Source organism: Gracilibacillus suaedae (genome assembly GCF_017599345.1).
Lineage (GTDB): Bacteria > Bacillota > Bacilli > Bacillales > Amphibacillaceae > Gracilibacillus > Gracilibacillus suaedae.
In genome coordinates this window covers 21,586-43,668 of sequence record NZ_JAGFVL010000044.1, presented here as the reverse complement: position 1 = coordinate 43,668, position 22,083 = coordinate 21,586, and the positions used below count along the sequence as shown (strand labels likewise).

At 35.9% G+C, this 22,083-nt stretch carries 23 protein-coding genes; 8 read left to right on the top strand and 15 right to left on the bottom strand.

The window, feature by feature from the left end:
- Positions 1-301: 301 nt before the first annotated feature.
- A complete protein-coding gene (locus J5J03_RS13135; protein WP_331460492.1) occupies positions 302-391 on the bottom strand; it encodes a putative holin-like toxin in 90 nt (29 codons plus the stop codon).
- A 269-nt stretch (positions 392-660) separates the two neighbouring features.
- On the opposite strand from J5J03_RS13135, the gene J5J03_RS13130 reads away from it, so the two are divergent.
- Positions 661-1,071: a VOC family protein gene (locus tag J5J03_RS13130; protein WP_231710740.1), complete on the top strand. Its 411-nt coding sequence runs from the start codon at positions 661-663 to the stop codon at positions 1,069-1,071.
- Positions 1,072-1,377: 306 nt separating this feature from the next.
- Here J5J03_RS13130 and J5J03_RS13125 read toward each other — a convergent pair whose 3' ends face one another.
- Complete coding sequence (locus J5J03_RS13125; RefSeq protein ID WP_208590120.1) at positions 1,378-2,232, bottom strand: patatin-like phospholipase family protein; 855 nt, start codon at positions 2,230-2,232, stop codon at positions 1,378-1,380.
- 419 nt (positions 2,233-2,651) lie between these two features.
- On the opposite strand from J5J03_RS13125, the gene J5J03_RS13120 reads away from it, so the two are divergent.
- Positions 2,652-3,809, top strand: a complete 1,158-nt coding sequence (locus J5J03_RS13120; protein WP_208590118.1) for an MFS transporter — start codon at positions 2,652-2,654, stop codon at positions 3,807-3,809.
- Positions 3,810-4,118: 309 nt separating this feature from the next.
- Here J5J03_RS13120 and J5J03_RS13115 read toward each other — a convergent pair whose 3' ends face one another.
- Positions 4,119-4,487, bottom strand: coding sequence for a hypothetical protein (locus tag J5J03_RS13115; RefSeq protein ID WP_208590116.1), 369 nt, complete (start codon positions 4,485-4,487; stop codon positions 4,119-4,121).
- 191 nt (positions 4,488-4,678) lie between these two features.
- Here J5J03_RS13115 and J5J03_RS13110 point away from each other — a divergent pair, with 191 nt between their 5' ends.
- Positions 4,679-5,356 (top strand): DUF421 domain-containing protein, encoded by a 678-nt coding sequence (locus tag J5J03_RS13110; protein WP_208590114.1) that lies wholly within the window; start codon positions 4,679-4,681, stop codon positions 5,354-5,356.
- Between the two features lie 296 nt (positions 5,357-5,652).
- Here J5J03_RS13110 and J5J03_RS13105 read toward each other — a convergent pair whose 3' ends face one another.
- From J5J03_RS13105 to J5J03_RS13095, 3 genes are all read right to left on the bottom strand, one after another.
- Positions 5,653-5,805 (bottom strand): hypothetical protein, encoded by a 153-nt coding sequence (locus J5J03_RS13105; RefSeq protein ID WP_208590112.1) that lies wholly within the window; start codon positions 5,803-5,805, stop codon positions 5,653-5,655.
- Positions 5,806-6,234: 429 nt separating this feature from the next.
- Positions 6,235-6,651, bottom strand: a complete 417-nt coding sequence (locus J5J03_RS13100; RefSeq protein WP_208590111.1) for a DUF6438 domain-containing protein — start codon at positions 6,649-6,651, stop codon at positions 6,235-6,237.
- A gap of 286 nt (positions 6,652-6,937) precedes the next feature.
- Positions 6,938-7,888, bottom strand: coding sequence for a helix-turn-helix transcriptional regulator (locus tag J5J03_RS13095; protein ID WP_208590110.1), 951 nt, complete (start codon positions 7,886-7,888; stop codon positions 6,938-6,940).
- 236 nt (positions 7,889-8,124) lie between these two features.
- On the opposite strand from J5J03_RS13095, the gene J5J03_RS13090 reads away from it, so the two are divergent.
- Positions 8,125-9,258, top strand: coding sequence for a zinc-dependent alcohol dehydrogenase (locus tag J5J03_RS13090; protein ID WP_208590109.1), 1,134 nt, complete (start codon positions 8,125-8,127; stop codon positions 9,256-9,258).
- A gap of 1,219 nt (positions 9,259-10,477) precedes the next feature.
- Here the strand turns inward: J5J03_RS13090 and J5J03_RS13080 are convergent.
- The 9 genes from J5J03_RS13080 to J5J03_RS13040 form a co-directional block, all read right to left on the bottom strand.
- On the bottom strand, positions 10,478-11,134 hold the full coding sequence (locus J5J03_RS13080; RefSeq protein WP_208590106.1) for a type 1 glutamine amidotransferase domain-containing protein: 657 nt from the start codon (positions 11,132-11,134) through the stop codon (positions 10,478-10,480).
- An 826-nt stretch (positions 11,135-11,960) separates the two neighbouring features.
- Positions 11,961-12,686 (bottom strand): class I SAM-dependent DNA methyltransferase, encoded by a 726-nt coding sequence (locus J5J03_RS13075; RefSeq protein WP_208590105.1) that lies wholly within the window; start codon positions 12,684-12,686, stop codon positions 11,961-11,963.
- Between the two features lies 1 nt (position 12,687).
- Complete coding sequence (gene rsfS / locus J5J03_RS13070) at positions 12,688-13,032, bottom strand: ribosome silencing factor (RefSeq protein ID WP_153835071.1); 345 nt, start codon at positions 13,030-13,032, stop codon at positions 12,688-12,690.
- Entirely contained in the window at positions 13,022-13,594 is a 573-nt protein-coding gene (gene yqeK / locus J5J03_RS13065; protein ID WP_208590104.1) for a bis(5'-nucleosyl)-tetraphosphatase (symmetrical) YqeK, read from the bottom strand. Before yqeK ends, rsfS begins: the two co-directional genes overlap by 11 nt.
- Before the next feature lie 44 nt (positions 13,595-13,638).
- Positions 13,639-14,202: a nicotinate-nucleotide adenylyltransferase gene (locus J5J03_RS13060; protein ID WP_208590103.1), complete on the bottom strand. Its 564-nt coding sequence runs from the start codon at positions 14,200-14,202 to the stop codon at positions 13,639-13,641.
- A gap of 15 nt (positions 14,203-14,217) precedes the next feature.
- Positions 14,218-14,511 carry a ribosome assembly RNA-binding protein YhbY gene (gene yhbY, locus J5J03_RS13055; RefSeq protein WP_208590102.1) on the bottom strand — a complete coding sequence of 98 codons (294 nt, stop codon included), beginning with the start codon at positions 14,509-14,511 and terminating at the stop codon, positions 14,218-14,220.
- A 1-nt stretch (position 14,512) separates the two neighbouring features.
- The gene (gene aroE / locus J5J03_RS13050) at positions 14,513-15,352 is read right to left on the bottom strand and encodes a shikimate dehydrogenase (RefSeq protein ID WP_208590100.1); all 840 of its coding nucleotides are present in this window, start codon (positions 15,350-15,352) and stop codon (positions 14,513-14,515) included.
- 48 nt (positions 15,353-15,400) lie between these two features.
- Positions 15,401-16,501, bottom strand: a complete 1,101-nt coding sequence (gene yqeH, locus J5J03_RS13045; protein ID WP_208590098.1) for a ribosome biogenesis GTPase YqeH — start codon at positions 16,499-16,501, stop codon at positions 15,401-15,403.
- A complete protein-coding gene (locus tag J5J03_RS13040) occupies positions 16,501-17,019 on the bottom strand; it encodes a YqeG family HAD IIIA-type phosphatase (protein ID WP_208590096.1) in 519 nt (172 codons plus the stop codon). Before J5J03_RS13040 ends, yqeH begins: the two co-directional genes overlap by 1 nt.
- 375 nt (positions 17,020-17,394) lie before the next feature.
- On the opposite strand from J5J03_RS13040, the gene sda reads away from it, so the two are divergent.
- From sda to J5J03_RS13020, 4 genes are all read left to right on the top strand, one after another.
- Positions 17,395-17,535: a sporulation histidine kinase inhibitor Sda gene (sda, locus tag J5J03_RS13035; protein WP_208590095.1), complete on the top strand. Its 141-nt coding sequence runs from the start codon at positions 17,395-17,397 to the stop codon at positions 17,533-17,535.
- 391 nt (positions 17,536-17,926) lie between these two features.
- Positions 17,927-20,263 carry a Na+/H+ antiporter subunit A gene (locus J5J03_RS13030; RefSeq protein ID WP_208590094.1) on the top strand — a complete coding sequence of 779 codons (2,337 nt, stop codon included), beginning with the start codon at positions 17,927-17,929 and terminating at the stop codon, positions 20,261-20,263.
- Positions 20,264-20,602, top strand: a complete 339-nt coding sequence (locus J5J03_RS13025) for a Na(+)/H(+) antiporter subunit C (RefSeq protein ID WP_208590093.1) — start codon at positions 20,264-20,266, stop codon at positions 20,600-20,602.
- Entirely contained in the window at positions 20,598-22,079 is a 1,482-nt protein-coding gene (locus J5J03_RS13020; protein ID WP_208590174.1) for a Na+/H+ antiporter subunit D, read from the top strand. The genes J5J03_RS13025 and J5J03_RS13020 overlap by 5 nt, the downstream gene beginning before the upstream one ends.
- Positions 22,080-22,083 lie beyond the last annotated feature (4 nt).

Below are 22,083 nucleotides of genomic sequence, written 5' to 3'. Positions count from 1 at the left end.
ATAAGAAATGTCGTCAAGATGTCTCCAGTTCTTAAAACCGTTAAATTTCTGTTTATCTTCAGACATGACATCTCCCTCTTTTATTTATGCTAATTTTTTCTCCTGCCTATTTGCCTATTATCCTACCAGAGTTAGTGACAAATCAACAAAATATTGCTATAATTGCATTAGGTAAAGCATATACTCATACTAAAAGCCCACAGCGGTAACTGTGGGCTTTGGATAAGCGGTTCCCCCAGAAGGGTTCGGCTATCTGTTAGATAGGCCTCACCTAGTCATCTGTCAAGGTAAATAGGGAGGTCTATTTTCGTTTGATCATAGAAACGATCAAAGCGAGTAATGCTATCAAGAAAGTTCCAAAACTAAACAGCACCATGAAACTTTCATACATACCCAGAGGCATCACCCCCTTCCCCGGAGATTAGCCGACCTTCCCTAAAAGAACATTATCCAACTTTATTGTACCATACAGCACTTAGCAAGAACATACATGCTTATCCTTTCATACCTAATTTGATTTATGTATCTTGATGGCAAAGAAACAAGTTGTCATTTCTACTTACTGAATCCAATTTAGCCCAAAATACAGCAAAATATAAGAAATATCTTTTTATCATTTAAAGTAATATGAAAGAAACAAATGATAAAGAGGTGAAGGAATTGAGTTTTAGATCTAGCAACATTTTCGTAAACTTACCAATTAAGAATTTAAAAAAGTCCGTTGAATTCTTTAGTACGTTAGGTTTTGAGTTTAACCAACAATTCACAGATAAGACAACAACATGCATGATTGTTAGTGATAATATCTTTGTGATGTTGTTAGAAGAAAGTCGTTTTCAAACGTTTACTAATAAGGACATTGTTGATGCAACAAAAGCAACAGAAGTATTAATTGCTTTATCTGCTGAAAGCCCGGAGCAAGTAAATGAAATGGTGAATAAGGCTATAGAAGCTGGCGGAAGCCACGCAAATGAAAAACAAGATCATGGCTTTATGTATGGTTGGAGCTTTCAGGATTTAGATGGTCATATTTGGGAAGTTGTTTATATGGATGAGGATTACGTAGAATAATTAGCAAAAGAGCTGCCAACAAGTTTTTATGACTTGTCGACAGCTCTTTTTTATAAGTAAGGGAAAAGGGCAGCCGGAGTGGTGGCCAAGCTGTTTAAATATTTCATCGTTACTTACAAAGTAATCGACATCTACTTCTCATTTAATGATGGACCGGCGAGGTTTGCCGGTTTTTCTTACATTTCTTCTGAGTCTTCTATTGACTGCACTGCATTACGCAGAAATCCTTCGCCAAAATGTGTGTGCTTTTTTCACAAAAGGAAGAAGATCTTCTTCCGTATTATATTGAGAATGAACGAATAATCTTCAGCTTGCTAAAAATCTTTTTAAATCTTCTCCAAGTTTTTTTACATCTTCATAGCCTTTTTGATATAAATCCATTAACTTCTTCTTGTTCTTTTCAACGCGGCCGACAGTTAATTTCTCTGTCGGAGAAATGATAAAGACATTTCCCTTTTTCTCTTCTTCATACAAATAGTTTAATGTGTCATTATATACTATGTGTCTTTCTTCCAAGGCTTTCAATAACCCTGGGTAGTCACGGTACTTCCGTTTTATGTACCAACTGAATGATGATTGCGGTTTTTTATAGTAACCTCTATTTCTCGTTAAAATCACTACATTTTTTCTATTTCCATCTTTCTCAGATTGCTTAATAGGAAGTGGTGCTGAAATACCACCATCCATTAAAGCAAGGTTATCATAATGTACAATAGGTGCTACCATCGGCAGAGAGCTTGATGCACGAAGAAGTGTAAGCATATCATTCGCATAACCTGATTTATGATAAAATAATGGATCTCCCGTTTTACAATCTGTTACACCTACCACGAATTCTTCCGTTGCTTTATTAAATGTTTCATAATCAAATGGAACCAAATCATTAGGTAACGTATCAAACAAAAAATCCATTCCGAATACTTCCCGTTTTTTTACCCAATTTCGGAATGATAAATATTCAGGGTGGCCGACATAATCTATATTAACTGTTTTATTTCGTTCTTTTTGACGAGAAATATAGGATGAGCCATTACAAGCTCCCGCTGAAACGCCGATCACATAAGGTATGTAAATCTCCTGTTCCATTAAATATTGTAGCACTCCCCCTGTATAAACTCCTCTGCTTCCTCCACCTTCTAACACCAGTCCAACGTCTCTCATTCTATCGCCTCTTACTTTCCTATAATTTACAATATGTACATGATACAACAGCTTTTCATTCAATTCCAGTTTTGAATATTGAATAATTTATAGAAAGATTTATTTTTTTCATTCTTCAAAATGTATATAATATCGATGTTAAAAATAACGGATTTATCATATAAAATCTCCCAATCATTCGAAAATCACTATTCGTAATAATTAAAAATAAAATGAATGGGAGTCTTTTTATATTTATAACGGTGCTAATCGGCTGTAAGCCCCCTCTTCAAGCTTCCATTTATACACGGAAGCTAAATCACCTTGATAACTTTCGCTAAGAGTTAGTAGGGAGTTCATACTTCAAACAAATTGTTTCTATTATGTTTTTATTTAGTGTACGATATTTATCTGTATAGAAAGAAGGTGATTGGATTATTATGTTGAAAAATCGATTTCGTTTTTGGATTTTAGTTTGCATTGTCGCTGTTTCTGGTTTTAGTCAAGGTATGCTTTTGCCATTAATTGCAGTAATTTTTGAAAGTAGCGGTGTGTCTTCCTTTTTAAACGGGTTACATGCAACGGGATTATATATCGGAATCCTGTTAGCTTCCCCATTTATGGAACAACCGTTAAGAAAATTCGGATACAAGCCATTAATTATAGCTGGTGGACTGCTCGTCCTGGTTTCGTTAGCACTGTTTCCTTTGTGGCACTCCTTTTGGTTTTGGTTTTTATTACGTTTATTGATCGGAATCGGTGACCATGCACTTAATTTCGGTGCACAGACATGGATCACCGCATTTTCTCCGGAACAGAAACGGGGGAGAAACATTGCCGTCTATGGTTTATTTTTCGGGATTGGATTTGCCGTCGGACCATTAATGGTCCCCCTAGTAAATATTAACGAAAGCTTGCCATTCGTACTTGCATCTGGATTAAGTCTTATTGGCTGGTTGTTCTTATTTGCACTTAGAAATGAATTGCCGGAACAGGATATGCGCATGAGCACTTTCAAAAATACGTTCAAACGTTTTGCACAAGCTTGGAAATATGCATGGGTTGCTTTTTTGCCACCTTTTGCTTATGGTTTTTTAGAAACATCACTAAATGGAAACTTTCCTGTATATGCGCTTCGAATTGGTATTGAAGTAGAAAATGTATCAGCATTGTTATTCGCGTTTGCAATCGGAGCTATCATCTTTCAACTGCCCCTCGGGATGTTGAGTGACAAATTTGGACGAAGAAAAGTATTAACAGCAGTGCTTCAGTTAGGATTTATATGTTTTTCCGCAGCGGGATTATTAGAGCAGTCTTTCTATGGCTTATTTATTTGTTTATTTTTAGTTGGAATGTTTGTTGGATCAATGTTTTCTTTAGGAATTACTTATATGACAGACTTAACACCAACAGAATTATTACCAACGGGTAACCTGTTATGCGGTGTATTTTTCAGCTTTGGCAGCTTGATAGGTCCATCAGTCGGTGGATTATTTATCCAATCTGTACCATCTGTAAGCTTTTTCTATTTAATTAGCGCGCTATTCTTGATTATTTTTGCAATAATTGCGGGAAAGGAGAAATGGAAACAGAGATAACTTTCTATTCTCTTTTCCATAGAGAGTATTCATCTCAACACCATAAATAAAGGTGTATTCCTTTATTTGCATACAAATTTCTCACGTTAGTGTCTGTAGCAGATAAAAATAGACTTTATTCCATCTTCATTCACCCATTCATATTAAATATAGCTGCATATATTATCAACATAAGTACCATTTTTACTTTTAACCGAATCCGCTGTACTGCTATTTCAATTATGTTTTAAAATATAAAAATGCCTCTTATCAACAATGACAGAGGCATTCTTATCCTTTTTTTGTAAATGGTTCAAAATAAAGAAAGAACTAATAATAATATGGAAAAAACAAACTGCGTAATAGGAAAAATGGAAGTCTACGTCGTCTAAACCTACGAAATCTTCTAGGAAAATATCCATAACCAAAACCGTATTGCCGTTCTGCTTCATCTCCTCTTTCCGTATCTCCAACTGGAATGAGTATGATTACACCGTCATCATCCAATTCTTCGATAATTCCCTCGAATGTTTCCCCTTCTGTTGTTTGAAATTGCATAAAATACAGCTGGTAGTTTTTACACATTTCATACATCTGCTTTTGATAATGATGATAATCCATTTGTTGGGGCTCCATCATTTGACCATAAGGTTGTTGATGGTATGGATTATTATAATGATGTGGTCTCTCTTGATACATGCTATCACTCCTATGATGTTATTCATAACTAAAATATTCAATTTATCTGCTAATGTTACAAAGAACAGGCAAAATTATAAAGTGAGACTTGAAATTACATGTTGAAATATAACGTATGAGTCTCCAATTTTATTACACACTATTATTGAAGTAATAATCTAAGATTTTTAACATAAAGGGTGTCATTCATTTTGCTTTTATTTATTGGTCAGATAATCATCCTATTTATTATTTATGTTGTCGCTATTCGAATTTTAGGAAAAATTGCATTAGCACAGCTTACACCACATGATTTTGGAGCATTATTTTTTTTGGCATATATACTTTTTGGTTCATTAAAGGTTGATGGTATCACCCAAGGTATAGTTGGAGGCATTACAATCATCGTACTATATTTAATTATTTCAAAATTGAGTCTTTGGAATAAGTTGGATAGACTTCTTATTGGAGAACCAACTTTTTTAGTCAGAGATGGTAAAATAAATATTGATAGTTTACGAAAAAGTCATTTTACCATATTAGAACTACTAGCAACTATTCGTAACGCTGGATTTTTTGATATTAGTGAAGTGGATTACGCGATTCTTGAACCAAATGGAAAGATTAGTATCCTACCCAAAAAAAACAAGGTATATTTAACACCTTATCACCTAGGAATAAATACAGAAGATCGAGGCTTACCAATTATAGTCGTTATGGAAGGCGAAATACAACATAATAATTTAACCATTATGGATAAAGATGAAGACTGGTTGCGAGAAGAACTTACTTCTCAAGGATATGATCAAATTGAGAAGATACTGTTTGCTACGGTCAGAGATAAAGATTATGAGCTAAAAGTTTATACGGAACAAAAAGATACATATTAAAGATTCATATAAAACTCTCCTGAAATCATACATTTAGGAAAGGAGGAAATACCATCAGCTCCCCCTTTCCCACTACATTTTTTTGATAGCTTCTCCATGTGTCACAGAATTGAATCTCTTTAGGAAATTGTTTCATTTCATAACACCTAACGACTCGTATTACCAAAGGTTTCAATTGTACATGCTCGATTGGGCTTCTCTCAAAAAGAGAACATTCCCGCACCTTGAGAATGCTCTTTTTCTTACGAATAAATATTAAGAGTATGTGTAAAATATTTGAACGGATGGTTATTGGTTTACTCCTCTTCATTCTCTAACTTTTGCATATTACTTATATGATCACATTGCCAACAATAAACTTTACCATTATGATGAACACCATCTAAAAAGCCATCTTTACAATAAATCGTTTCATCACATTCTGCACAACGTCCTACTTCCTCGTACACAAGGCATGCCCTCCTTGAAGCAAAGTGGAATCTTCGTTTAAGATATCATTAACAGTTGAACCAGCACCTAATCCCTCTACCAAGTATTGTATTTTCATTCCCCATGTTTCATGAAGTAAATGTTTTTTTCATGGAAGTGTATTTCCTTTTTTCAGCTTCTATTATTCACTGAAAAACAGACTTGTTAAGTCCTATTACTCCTCTCCATGCATCTATAGCGAAAACCGACATCACTTCTTCCCTTCACTTAGACAAGGTTGTTTATATTTTTATGATAACTGGTTTTAGCATGAATTCCTAATTATCTGAATAGTCTTAAGATATTCAGAGATCTGAAAGAATAAGCTTATCGTCATATACTTTATTCTTGCAAAAAAAGAGACCACCATATTGGTGACCACTTGATTCTAAACTTTCACCAAAATCTAGTTAACTTGGACATTCAATAAACTTTTTCAAACCAAGAAGCAACTCGATTTCATTTTCTAACTTTTCAAGTTTGTGCAAATCTTGTTTTGCTTTCGAACCTTTCTCTGCACTATCTCCCAAATAATGTTCCACCTCTTTTACGAATCCGTCCTCATACTTTACCCAGATCGTACAGTATGGTTGATCCGTTGCAATTATAGTAGCAGATGGATAAATAAAATGACGAAAATCTATTGACTGTAGTTTTTCAAATAATTGCTTTAAGCGTCCCTGATCAATACAGAACACTTCCTCACCACCATGATATACGTGCATACTCCCGAACCATTTGGCCACACCATTACTATTTACAATCACATCAAATTCAGGACAACTTTCATAACATGCTGAGCGCGAGAAAATAATTTTCCCAAACAAAGTACTTCGCCCCCTTTAATTGAAACGTATTGATTAATTACAAACTTGATTATAGAGAATAAAGAGGCAATAAGAATGTCAGTTGGAAGAAAAATTTGAACATTTATATTTGAGTACAGATACCGCTTGGACAAAACACTTTGCTTTCACAGTGTATCCTCTATACCGTGGATACGGCTTTAGCATGTGTGATCGCACAGAGTCTGCGTATTTTACCTAAGCTAGATAAAATTTGTTCCGATTCACATTCTTCCTGTTTAGTTATGTCTCAGATTCGTTTTAAACTCTAACTATTTTTTTGATAATTCTGTAACATTTGTTCAACTTCTAACTGAATTTCTTTCTTCAAATGCTCAGGTGCTATTACTCTTGCTTTTGTCCCCATCCCTAAAATCCATTTCTTAATCGATTGTTCACCATTTAAAGTCGCTTTAAATCGAATCGCATTATCAGGTAATTCCTCAATCATTTGATCGGTGCTGTAAATGGATTCTTTCACTTGGTTAGAGAAAGGTGTATCAATGATTAATTCCACTTCTTGCGGCTGATGAATAAATCCCAAGTGCGGAAATTGTTTTCTTATATCAAAATTCTCAGGTAGGTAGAAACTTTGATCCACTAATACTACCTCATGAATACGAATAATTTTAAAAGTACGTAGCGCTTCTTTCTGTTCACAATATGCAACACAATAAATATTTTCATCATAAACGACAAAGGCATAAGGATGTATCATTCTTTTCGTTACACTATTTGTCGATGCCGCTTCATATGTAATCATCGCTTTTTTTCGATGATTAAATGCTTGGTACAATCTTTTATAATGTTGTGATTCATTACCCACTTCAGCATTAATTAAATAGTCATTGGCAAAATAGAAATGCTTGCTGCTTAACGATTGATCACGCTGTGCTGCTTTGATTTTTTCTAATGCGTTATCGAGCGTACTATCATGATCTGGTTGTTTGGAAAGATAGGATTTAATTGCGATTTGCAGTTCTTGTACCTCTGTCGAATTGAAGTTCCGTATTGGTAGAATCGCCCGCCTGTCTAGTGAATAACCGCCGTTCACCCCTCGTACACTTTCGATATAAATACCTGCTTTCTCGAGTTCATCACGATAGACGCGAATCATACGAGGTTTCACTTCAAGTTCTGCTGCTAAATCGTCAATTTTTACTTTCGGTCTTGCCATTAAAATTTGAATCATACTGAGACAATTACTTAGTTTGCCCATAAAGCACTTCCTTTTTTATTGGTATGTAAATTTCATAAGACTATTTTACCATGATAATAGGCACTATTTTTGTCATAATTCAAATTATTTAATAATGTAATACACAACATGATTTGTTTTACTAAGTTTACATCCCATTTTTAATGCATTGGTAAAGGGTCATTCTTTTGGTTTGATGTATAACTTGGATCTGTGTTGGAATCCTAAAAGATAATTAACAAAGGCGGTGAAGTTTAATGAAGGCTGTTACATACCAAGGGAAATATTCAATAGCAGTAAAAGACGTCTCTTTTCCAGATATTCAACAACCAGAGGATGTTATTGTTAGAATTACTTCGACAGCTATATGTGGTTCGGATCTACACTTATATCAAGGGAATTTCCCCCTACCTATCGGTTATCAGATTGGACACGAACCAATGGGGATTGTTGAAGAGGTAGGTCCCGACGTAACAAAAGTTAAAAAAGGGGACCGTGTAGTTATACCATTTACCGTTGCCTGTGGTAAATGCCCTTATTGTGAATCCCTTCATGAAAGCCAATGTGACAACGCAAATCCGCACTATGACTCTGGAGGATATTTAGGATACTCTGAGAAGTTTGGTAATTATCCGGGAGGACAAGCAGAATATTTACGTGTACCCTATGGTAATTATACTCCCTTTCTGGTACCAGAGGATTGTGAATTAGAAGACTCCTCTCTTTTATTCTTATCTGACGTATTACCGACTGCCCGCTGGAGTGTTGAAAATGCTGAAGTAAAAGCTGGCGATACCGTAATTGTTCTCGGGTGTGGTCCAGTAGGATTGATGACACAACAATTTGCCTGGCAAAAAGGGGCAGAACGTGTCATTGCAGTTGATTATATTCCTTACAGATTAGAGCATGCTAAAAAGTATCATCAAACAGAAGTATTCAATTTTACGGAATATGATGATATGGGTGAGACATTAAAAGAAGTGACAAAAGGTGGTGCCGATGTTGTAATTGATTGTGTCGGTATGGATGGGAAAAAATCGCCTTTAGAGTTTGTCGAGCAAAAATTAAAGCTACAAGGTGGTACACTTGGCCCTATTCAAATCGCGACAAAGGCTGTCAAGAAATGTGGAACCTACCAAATTACAGGGGTGTATGGAGGCAATTACAACCTCTTCCCTTTAGGCGCATTTTTTTCAAGAAATGTTCAACTCAAAATGGGACAAGCTCATGCAAGATCTTTAATGGAACCAATCTACAAACAAATTGTTAATGGTGAAATTGATCCAACAACCATGATAACACATGAGCTTGCGTTAGAAGAAGCTGCTTACGGATACGAAATCTTTAATCAAAAGAAAGATAATTGTATAAAGGTTGTCTTAAATCCATAATGAAATCCAGCTCTGGCCTTTACGGAAAGAGCTGGATTATTTAGTTTATAATTTCAGGTATTCGGATTATCGTGTAGACCCCTCCAAATAAATAGATAAAGTTTATCTTATTGAAAATCGGATAATAGTGTGGAATTCACTTAATCTTTCACAAATGCCTCACTAAGAAATCTTTCTTTAAAACTTATCCTAAAACAACATTTCAAAATTGTCGCATGGTATTACTTTTTTAATGAATTTTTTTATATTGTATTTATTTTCACTTGACCTATACGTTAATGTTAATGTTATAAATAGCTATATGACATAATCATGAAGTAGTAACTATGTGGATCGTTATAACTGGATTAGCTCTTTTAGACAGCCTAAGTTTCGCATCAATTGTAATTACCATTTACTTATTGCTTTCTAAAACCAACTTTGCACCTTTACGGATTTTTATATATCTTTTAACAGTTGCAGGCTTTTACTTCGTGTTAGGTATCGGACTTATTTATGGATTAGAGTTTAGCTAAAGAAATGGGTACTCGCAAGGATTTTGTTAAACATTTAACGTTGTTTATAATAGCTCACATCCTTATTAATGTGTTGATAAGGATGGAATCTTCACCACAATTTTTTTCTGGTATTAAACAATCTATTCAGGAAGGTAAAATATGGGTTTATCACGAAGAAACGGGGATATTTATTACTATCATATGGCTGATTATTCTTACGGGACAAGGTTTCTACGTATTATTATTTATAGATAAGACCCAACAAAAGGAATAAACTGAATCGGTTTGATCTCTTGAAAACTGATGAACTATTTATGAAAGGTACGGGATATATGACAAATATGCTCAATCTACCAAACTTAAAGATTCTGGATATGAAAGAAAGTGAATCTGCCACGTCTAGCTGTTGAAAAATCACCTAATATCTTGATTAAATGAGTAGTTTTTCCATAGCAAGCAGAAATAATGCATGAACACCTGTATGTACCCATTCTTGTTATCTACTGTTTGTCAGTCCAAGAATGGTTTAGGCATATAATAACTCCATGTTTTCAAATGCAGAATCTGCTGTTTTCCATACAATCCCTTTTGGTGTAACATATTTCTCGAATGCGATGATTCCCTAATGACATCGACTTCATGTAGCACCTTATTCATTTCGTTAGCACTTACACATAATTACAAGGAATAGGGAGAGTTAAGTAACTCTCCCCTTTTAAAATTTATGCTTCCAGTGCCTCAATTACTTTTTCAGCAGTACTACGACTTGATTGTGGGTTTTGACCCGTAACTAAGTTACCATCACGTACAGAAAAGTCAGACCAGTTTTCATCCTGTTGAAACTCGGCTCCTTTTTCACGGATTTTACTTTCTAATAAGAATGGCATATGTTGTTCTAATTGCATTTCCATTTCTTCACTATTTGTAAATGCCGTAACTTTCTTACCTTTCACTAGTGGTGTACCATCTTTATAAGTAACATTCACAATTCCTGCTGGACCGTGGCAGACAGAGCCGATAACACGATCATCTTCAGCGAATTGTTGTAATACATATTGTAGTGTTTCATTATCAGGAAAATCGAACATCGTACCATGACCACCTGGCAAGAATACTGCATCATAACCAATGGCATGTTCTTCAGTTAATTTGGTTGTTGATTTTAATTCTTCCTCTGCTTCTTTCCATTCTGGCTTATCTTCGATACTGTTAGGGTCTAAGGCAACTTCTCCACCTTCCATACTGGTTACTGTGATGTCATAACCTTTTTCTTTAAATACTAAATATGGAACAGCAAATTCTTCTAACCATAATCCTGTTTTATGATCATCTGTAATGGTTGTGTGATTTGTAACTACTATTAAAATATGTTTGGACATTATTTTTTCCTCCTTTAGAAAGTAATTGGCATGTTTTACTTTCATGCACATAGTAAAAATAACGGATATTGGTAATAAACGTCAAATGATTGAACTATGATGCAACAAAATTAGTGGAGGATTGAATGCTTTTGGTGAAATATATGGACAGTATGACCACCGGCTTTGCATCAACCTTTTCCTACCTTTCTTGTCTAAAAGCTGTGATACCGTTGGCTTATAAGATAAACTGAGCAAAAAACCGCTCAGTTATTATCACTATATGCTAAGTAGATCTGACTCCTCTAGTGACCATTAAGAAATATATAGGCTGTCTGACCACCACTCCGGCTGCCCACTTCCCTTTCCATGAGGTTTGCCCTTCAGCTAACTGTTTCGAGCAAAAATCGCTCGAAACAGTGGATCTTCAGACCAAACGATTCCCACAGGAGTGGAAGGAGCCTACTGAAAAGCCCCACTAATTTTTAAACATTGAAAATGTAATCCTAAATTTTAACGGAAATAGCATAAAAAAGTGGAGAATACTCCCCTTTTAATATGCATTTATAGCCATCAAAGTGGGAGATATAATTTCCATAATATGTTTTTCGGTAGCCTCGAGTGGAAGTGGGCGACCTACGCTATATGCATGTGCTACAACATTTGCCAGACTAGGTGGCATAGGTTATTATCCCTGTGAAAGTACAAAGTATGGTAAAGGAAATCACTAATAGGGGTTATTAAAATCAATATGCTTTTTCTGTTATGCGTTGTAGAAAAAAATTATAGCGAAGGCCGACCGTTTCGATTCCTTTAGCGTTAAGAAAAAAGATAAACCAAATGTGGCTTATCTCTTCTTACATACAAAAAAGATGCGTTGGTTCTCTTCGGGATCTTCTGCTTGTTCGACTGAAAAATCTCCATGAACCGTGACAGAGTGAAAACCCGCTTTTTCAAGTAATTCTTTGTATGTTTCAATAGTGAAAGTTCGTTGATAATGTTGTTCATCAAAGCGTTCGTATTGACCAGTCTCTTCATTCAACAGAAAAAAGGTAAGATCATGTTCGACACTTCCAGTTTCTCCGCCTTGTTCACAAAACCAAACATATGAAATATCATCATAAATCTCAGCAAATGTATGTCCGACCATATTCTCATTAAAATGGTTTAAACTGTGGACATCAAATATAAATAATCCGTCGTTTACGAGACTTTCCCTAACATTTGTAAATACTTTTCCCAAGTCAGCTGTAGTAGTAATATAGTTAACCACATCGCAGAGGCTCACGACGATGTCAAATTCAGTTAATCCTTGTAATAGACGAATATCTTGTTTAATATATTGGACGCCAGATGTATTGGCCTGGGCAAAAGCAAGCATATCTTCTGAATAGTCAACACCTGTAACGGAAAAACCTGAATCCGCAAATTGATGACTTAGTCTCCCGGTCCCACAGCCAAGGTCAAGCATCTTGCCTTGCTTACAAAAATGTTCGACAAATGATTGCCATTGATCATATGGGGCATCATCCATCAATACATCATAAATATATGCTAATTTGGAATATGCCATTTTATAATTTCACTTCTAGCTGAGGAGCATCTCCCCAAAGTTTTTCTATATTATAATATTGGCGTTCATCGCGGTGAAATACGTGACAAACAAGGTCTCCCAAGTCGACTAGCACCCATCTTGCTTGCTCGAATCCTTCCATTCGCTTCACATCAATGTTTTGTTCATCCGCAATATCTTTTACTTCACGTGCGATTGCTTGGACTTGGCGTTCATTGGTCCCCTCACAGATTAGAAAATAATCAGCAATTAAAGAAACATTCTGCATATCTAATAAAACAATATCCTCTGCTCGCTTATCATCACACGCTTTTGCTACTAAATCAACTAATTGTTTACTTTCCATTCATGTTCCTCCCTAATTTTTCATTATATAATTGAAATGTATCTGGATAAATCGATTGGTTTTTACTCATTAAAAAGCTAATCGTATTACGCGCTGCCATCCAGCATGCCTGACCAATATCATCGAATACGATTTCCCTTACTTCTGCGACTCCTGGAAAATCACGTCCCGGTTCAATATAATCGGCAATAAATATCACTTGATCTATACGCGACATATACCGTTTACCTGTAGTATGCCAATAAATCGCACTTTGTATTTCTGGATCACGAATACCAACTTCCCGTTCAATCATCTTGGCTCCGACAGGACCGTGCCACAATTCTTGGTGGTAATCCAAAAGATCTTGAGGTAATTTCTCTTCAATAATCCATCGTTTCATTTCCTCTGGATGACGATATTTGGCATAATCATGAAAAATAGCTGCAAGCTCCACCTTCTTTAAGTCGACATCATAATGATTAGCTAGTTCCAATGCCATCTCCATTACACGTACAGTGTGCTCGTACCTTTTTTTCGTTAGTTGTCTTTCTACTATTTTTAGTGCTTCTTTTCTTTCCAATTTTCTACACTCTCCCTTTTTGTTAGAAAAAGGATTAATACATTTTATGAATATAACTCGTATTTATTAATAATTGCGATCACTTCTGGTGTCGTTAAATATCGGATCGACTGTCCTTCCCTGATGCACTTACGAATCATCGTTGAAGAAATGTCGATTAAGGGCATTTCAACCTTTTCTACAGGATATGACGTATTCGTCGTTGCGCCTGGACGATCCACACCTACAAAAGTAACTAACTCCATCAATTCTTCAATTTGGTGCCACTTTGGTAAATATTCGATCATATCGCCACCAATAATAAAATAAAATTGATAAGTAGGAAATTGTTCTTTCAATGTTTGAATTGTATTTAATGTATATGATTTACCTTCCCTTTCCACTTCCAACGTTTGAACTTGGAAAGCAGGGTGACCATGAATAGCAGCTTTTGTCATTTCGACACGTTCTTTTGCTGTTGTTTTGGCCATTTCTTTATGTGGCGGTTGATAAGACGGAATGAACCAGACCTCATCAAGATCTAATTGCTGATAGACCTGTTCCGCCATTAATAAATGTCCATAATGAGGTGGATCAAACGTACCTCCAAACAAACCTATTCGTTTCAAGCTTCCCACCTTCTTTTACGGTAACTTTATCTTTTTATTTTCTTCTGATTCTTTATATAACACAATCGTATTTCCAATGATTTGCACAATATAAGCTTCAGTACCTTCTGCAATCGCTTCTGCTACATCGTCTTTATCTTCCATACAATTTTGCAGAACGGAGACTTTAATTAATTCACGTTTTTCCAATGCTTCGCCGATTTGTTTAATCATGTTGTCATTGACACCATCTTTTCCTACCTGAAAGATTGGGTTCAAATGGTGTGCTTCTGCGCGTAAAAAGCGCTTCTGTTTTCCAGTTAGTTTCAAATTATTCACCTCTTAATTTATTTTCCAGTTTATCAACTAAATGTGCAACATCAAGATTTTTTCCTGTCCATTTTTCAAATGCTAATTGTCCTTGATATAACAGCATCGCATGCCCATGATGGATATTGGCACCGCGCTCACTTGCATCATGTAACAATTGTGTTGTGATCGGTTGGTAGACGATATCACTTACCACCGCATCTTTATTTATATGATCAAGTTGAATGACTTGATCTTCTACATTCGGTTTCATTCCAACAGAGGTGGTCTGAACAATTAAATCATATTTCGCAAGCTGTTGCTCTGCTTCTTGATAGCTTAACACGTTAGAATTCACATCACCAAGGCGTAATGACAATAGGTCTTTCGCTTTATCTTGAGAACGATTGGCAATATCAATGGTGGCCACACCCTGCCCCATTAACGCCCGATAAATACCACGTGTCGCTCCACCAGCACCTAATAATAACACAGTTGTCTCATGATTTAAAAGGTTAGGATACGGCTCCTTTAGCGAGCGAACATATCCTTCTCCATCTGTACTATAGCCTTTCCACTTTCCATCGATATTAACGACCGTATTTACGGCACGAAGAATTTCTGCATCTTTATCAATTTCATCCAAATAATCTACTATGATCTGTTTATATGGAACGGTCACATTAAAGCCATCGATTCCGATTTCTTTCAGGTGCTTTAATACCCCTGGCAGTGCTTCATGTTCTCCTTCATATAATTTATATTCCCCATCTAATTCAGCTAAATCCAAAAATTGTTGGTGAATCCATGGTGAAAGTGAATGACTAATTGGATGGCCGATCAATCCAAGTTTATATAACATGACTTCTCCCCTTCCCTTTTTATCGCTTACACCTGATAAGTTTTACTCTTAAATTAAAGCAGGACGTAATGAGATCTGTACCCCTTTCGGTACATGAACCGAAACGGTTATACCTCCTTCAGGTACAGTAATCCAACCAAGACCTGGTATGACGATATCTGTTTTATCTTTTGAAATTTTCACGCTTTGTTTCTCTAAAGGTGGCAGCTGTTCAAGTGTCTCTGGACTAGGTGGTTCTAATAAATCCCCGACATGCTTTTCATAAAAATCATCTGCATGTTCGAGTTTCGTGCGGTGAATCATCAGTTGATTCGAGAAATAACAAACAAAGGATTGTTTAAGTCCCTTTTCAAAATCGAAGCGAGCAAAACCACCGAAAAAGAGCGTTTGCTTGTCTTGTAACTGATATATTTTTGGCTTAATTTCCTTCTTAGGTGTAATCACTTTTAAATCTTTATCTGTAACATAGTGGACAAGTTGTGTGCGATTGACAACACCAGGTGTATCGTACATGTAAGATTTTCTATCCAATGGTATTTGAATAAACCCTAACGTAGTTCCTGGAAAATAGGAGGTAGTGATCGCATCTTTTATTCCACTGGATCGGTTAATCAATTGGTTAATAAAAGTAGACTTACCAACATTCGTACAACCAACCACATAGACATCTTTTTCGTTTCTTCTCGCTTCGATTTCTTCCTCTACCTTATCAAAGCCTTGCCCTTTAGCCGCTGACACAAGAAAGACATCCTGCACTTTCAAGCCATAATCGCTGGCAGTTTTTTTCATCCATTGAATCAATTTGTTTTTATTTGTCGATTTTGGCAAAAGGTCTACCTTGTTTCCAATAAGTATGATTGGATTATTTCCGGTCAAACGCTGTAATCCTGTAATAAAACTGCCATTAAAATCGAAAATATCAACAATTTTAACAACTAAACTATTGGTATCACTTATTTGGTTAATCATTCTTAAATAATCATCATCGGTATATTCCACATCTTGCACTTCATTATAATGCTTCAAACGGAAGCAACGCTGACAAATAATCTGTTCATTTTCTAACGCGCTCATTGGCACATAGCCTGATTTCGATTTATCTTCCGTTTGAATTTCGGCTCCACAGCCTTCACAAAAAACCTTCTCCATCATTTTTCCTCCCACGTGATCATGCCTTTTCTACGCATCCAGTTTAATATTCGACGTTCAATCATTCGGTTAAATCTAGTTATCTTTCCGTCCGTCTCGACAATCGGTACTACTAATATCGTGTGATAACCTGCAAAATTTCCTCCTAGAACATCGGTCAAAAGCTGATCTCCGATTACGACAATTTCTTCTTTAGGTAATCCCATTTGCTTGGCCGTCCGATTAAATGCACGGACGAGCGGTTTTCTCGCACTATATACATATGGTGCTTCTAACGGCTCTGAGAATACACTGACTCGCTCTTCATCATTGTTAGAAATAATCGTTACTTTTATATCGTTTTCCTTCATCTCTTTAAACCACTCAATTACTTCAGGTGTTGCATCTTTCACATTCCATGCAACTAATGTATTATCTAAATCTGTGATCACACCTTTAATTCCCATATCACGAAGTTTCGCTGGGGTTATATCTAAAACACGTTGCACATGTTCATTTGGTAAAAATTTTTTCAGCAATTAGGTCCACCTCTACTATTTTCTTCAGAATATTCATATCTTTTCCTATCATAAACAATTTTCTAATTATGTTCAAAGATATCTCCTACAAAGTCGAAAGTATATCATATATTATGACAAAATGCCTTATAATTATAGGAAAATTGAACTGTATTCGTAAAATCGTTCGACATTTTCTTACAAAAGTTTTTCTTGTGGATAACTTTGTTCACATCATCCACACTTATCCTATCAAGTTCCAGAAGATTTCCTCACTATTTATACACAACTTATAAACAGGTTGATGTAGATAAGTTAACAGTTGTCCGTTTTCCTATTTCATGCTACATTAACTATAACATGTAGCAGACATCCTATCTATTGGAGGGACAAGCCTTGGAAAACTTATCGGATGAATTGCTAATTGAATCCTATAAAAAAGCTACAGAACTAAGACTCAGTTATGAATTTATACAGTTAATGGAAGAAGAGATGAGACGTCGTTCCTTAATGGACTATCTCGAATTCCCGAATTAAATAAGAATGGATTCTCACTTAGGCGGTATTTCCGACTAAGTGTTTTTTTATTTCTCAATCCCCTTAGTAGAAAAAAATTTTTTCGGTATAATATAAATAGGATATTTCTCGTCAAAAATACTTTATCAACACCGATGAGAAGAACTCCTCTCTTGTATTCTTTGATATTTTTAGATTAAAATATAATAGGATACCATCAAAATTAACTTATATATTGATAAAGTGATGCTTCCATTAGCGGAATTTTGCCCTCCATTGATGGCTAGCAAAGCTTTTCAAAAAGGTTAGCTACCGGTTATTCTCCACTTAATTTCATAGACATACCTGCTTGAATGGTGGATTACGGACAGTTAGGTCCGTGATAAATTTACATAAGGGGGATCATCATTAGATGTTATTTGCAGTATTCTTGCCAGTTTTACTGGCGATTTTTATCCCATTCTTTAGCAAATGGAAGGAAAAAATACATACTGGCTATTTTGTCCTTTTAGCTCCATTATCAGTATTTATTTATTTCATTCCACACGTAGGGAATGATTTTTCACCAATTAGTCAATCGTACAACTGGATCCCGTCTCTCAATATTGGATTAGATTTTTATCTAGATGGGTTAAGTTTATTGTTCGTCTTATTGATTAGCGGGATTGGAACATTAGTCACATTTTATTCCATTTTTTATTTGCACAAATCAGAAAGATTGGATCAATTTTACGTTTATCTCCTTATTTTTATGACAGCCATGTTTGGGGTTGTCCTATCAGATAACGTATTTGTTCTCTACTCATTTTGGGAACTTACTTCGATTTCATCATTCCTGTTAATCGGTTATTGGAATTATAAAGAAGGATCTCGATATGGTGCCTTGAAATCCATGCTTATTACCGTTTTTGGTGGTTTAAGTATGCTTGGTGGTTTTATCCTGTTATCTATTATAACCGAAACAACAAGTATTCAAGCAATGATGGAACAAGCAGATGTAATTCTATCCAGTGAATATTTTGGCTTAATTTTAGCACTTGTTTTATTAGGGGCTTTTACAAAGTCAGCTCAGTTCCCTTTTCACATTTGGTTACCAGATGCAATGGAAGCACCTACTCCAGTAAGTGCGTATTTACACTCTGCTACAATGGTTAAGGCAGGGATATTCCTTGTTGCTCGGTTTACACCAATCTTTTCAGGAAGTGATTGGTTTTTCATATTTGTCAGTGGAATCGGAATCCTGACGCTTGTCTGGGGTTCATATATGGCTGTTCGTCAAACAGATTTAAAGGGAATACTTGCTTTTTCTACGATCAGTCAGTTGGGTATGATTATGTCGATGCTTGGATTCGGCACGAGTGTAGCAATATTTGCTGCTGTATTCCATATTTTAAACCACGCTACATTTAAAGGTAGCTTATTTATGATTGCAGGTATCGTCGATCATGAAACAGGTACTCGTGATATCCGCCGTTTAGGTGGATTGGCTACTTTAATGCCAATATCAGCCACACTTGCATTTTTTGGTACTTTTTCTATGGCAGGTGTCCCATTACCATTCTTAAACGGGTTTTATAGTAAAGAGAAGTTTTTTGAAGCAACATTAGAGATCCATGAATCATCAATACCTTTTGCAAATATCTTGGCACAAGCCATTCCATACTTAGCTGTATTCGGAAGTATTTTTACATTTGTTTATTCGATGTATCTTGTTTTCGGTACTTTTACAGGTGAACAGAAGTTAGATCAGCTTAAAAAGAAACCACACGAAGCACCTTTTGGAATGCTTATCTCGCCAATTATCTTAGTGTTAGGCGTTATTATTATTGGTCTTTTCCCTAACTCGGTAAATAGCTCTTTTCTAGCTCATACCGCAGAAGCGATTTATGGTCAGCCAATGGAAGCAAAACATATTCAGTTCTGGCATGGTTGGATTCCACCACTTTACATGTCATTAATTGTAGTAGGTGTTGGAGTAGTGCTTGCTTTCACTAGAAAATCTTGGAATAGCATTTACAGCTTCTTTCCAGGAAAACTAAGCTTCAACAAAGTCTATGATTTTTTAGTAGATCAGTCTGAGAAGGCATCTGCTAAAATTACCAATATGTATATGACCGGTTCACTGCGTCTATATATGGCACTAATTCTAATTGCTATTTTAGTGTGCAGCTTCAGTGTGCTATGGATTACAGATGGATTTGCATTCGATACATCTGGACTTGCTGAAATCACAGTACATGAAGTATTAATCGCCTTAACAATGGCTGTTGCTGCCATTTGTACGATCTTTACAAGAAACAAAATTGCAGCGATTCTAATATTAGGTGTTGTCGGATACGGTTTAGCCTTATTATTTGTTATATACCGGGCACCAGACCTGGCGTTAACACAATTAGTGGTAGAAACCATTACTGTAGCGTTGTTCCTGTTATGTTTCTATCATCTACCGAATTTACGTGAACGAACAGAAAAAACTTCACAAAAATGGATCAATATTGTTATCTCTGTAGCTTTCGGTACATTGATGACAGTAGTAGCAATCTCTGCTCATAGTACAAAGTTATTTGATAAAATTTCAGATTATTTCTTAGAAACCTCTTATAAACTTGGAGGTGGCGATAACGTCGTCAACGTTATCTTAGTCGATATGCGTGGCATTGATACCTTATTTGAAATTGTCGTACTAGGTATTGCTGCCTTTGCCATTTACGGTTTAATTAAATTGCGCAACAAGAAGGAGGCAGAATAAATGGAAATTATCATGTCGATTCTTGCAGGCGTATTGTTTACAACAGGTGTTTATAACTTGCTACAGAAACAAATGCTTCGAATAATTATAGGGACTGCACTAATTTCACACGGTGCACACTTATTTATCTTAACGATGGGAGAACTAAAGACTGGTGCTCCCCCTATTCTTGAAGATAACATCGAGCTTTACACAGATCCATTGCCACAAGCACTGATCCTGACTTCTATTGTTATCAGTTTTGGTGTAACAAGTCTTTTATTAGTACTTGCATACCGGGCATCTAAAGAGAATGGAACAGACAATATGGAAAAATTGAGGGGTAACGAAAATGATTAGTAACTTAGCAGCTTTACCAATTGTCATACCGTTGATTGTTGGTGTACTTGCCGCACTCTTTCATAAAAAGTTAAAATTAGTGCGTGTATATGCTCAAGTACTTACATTAATCAATACGGGTGTAGTTGCGTATATTTTATTTTATGTTCATCAGAACGGATCTGTTGTATTAGAATCTGGGGATTGGATGGCACCATTTGGGATTGTTTTAGTCGCAGATATGTTATCCATGACACTAGTATTAACTACTAATATTGTCGCAATTGCATGTATCTTCTATGCACCTAAATCACTTAGTCAAAAACAGGAAGAATTTTATTTCTATACGTTTTACTTCCTATTAATTTCCGGTGTATCTGGTGCGTTTATTACAGGAGATTTATTTAACCTATTCGTGTTCTTTGAAGTGTTATTAATGGCTTCCTACGGTTTGATTGTATTAGGTGGGGAAAAAGTACAGTTACGGGAATCAATGAAATATGTGTTGATCAATCTTTTTTCATCGATGCTGTTTGTTACAACGATAGCATTCTTATATTCCGTTGTCGGAACAGTTAATATGGCTCAAATAGCAGAGCGTGTTGGAGAAGTAGAACAGACTGGTATTCTGACTACGATTGGTATCTTATTATTCTTTGTATTTGGTACAAAGGCTGCTCTGTTCCCGCTTTATTATTGGTTACCAAAACCCTATATCGCACCGAATCCAGTAATCTCTGCCCTTTTTGGTGCTCTTTTAACTAAGGTTGGGATTTATTCACTTCTACGTGTGTTTTCATTAATATTTGTCCATGAGCGTGACGTAACACACGAATTCTTTATTTGGATTGCTGCCCTCACCTTAATTTTTGGTTCGATTGGGGCATTATCTACCAATAATATTAAGCTCGTTGTTGCCTACAATATCATACCTGCTGTCGGGTTTATGCTCATCGGTATCGGAGTATATAACAGTACTGGATTTAGTGGGACCGTATATTATTTAGTCCATGATATGATCATTAAAGCAGCCTTATTTTTATTGGTTGGGGCTGTTGCATACCTTGCTGGCACCAGTGATTTAAGAAAAATACGGGGATTAATCCATCATTACCCATTGCTTGGTTGGATGTTCTTTATTTCCGCCTTTGTACTAGCAGGAATCCCACCTTTTAGTGGATTTGTAGGAAAACTTGTATTATTACAAGGTGCAATGGAAGCTGATAGAATCATCATTGCAATTATTGGTCTAGGGTCAAGCCTGCTGATTTTGCTATCTGTGATACGAATCTTTATTCGTGGATTTTGGGGAGAGAAAGACGAATCGATTACCCCTAATAGAAACGCAGCAAGAGGATTTATTATGCCTGTAGCATTTCTGCTCTTTTTCTCGGTACTACTCGGAGTTGGTGCAGAATGGTTCTACCCAAGTATAGAATCGATTGGGGACTACTTGATGAATCCAGAAAACTATATTGAATCTATTTTAAAGGAGTAAATCA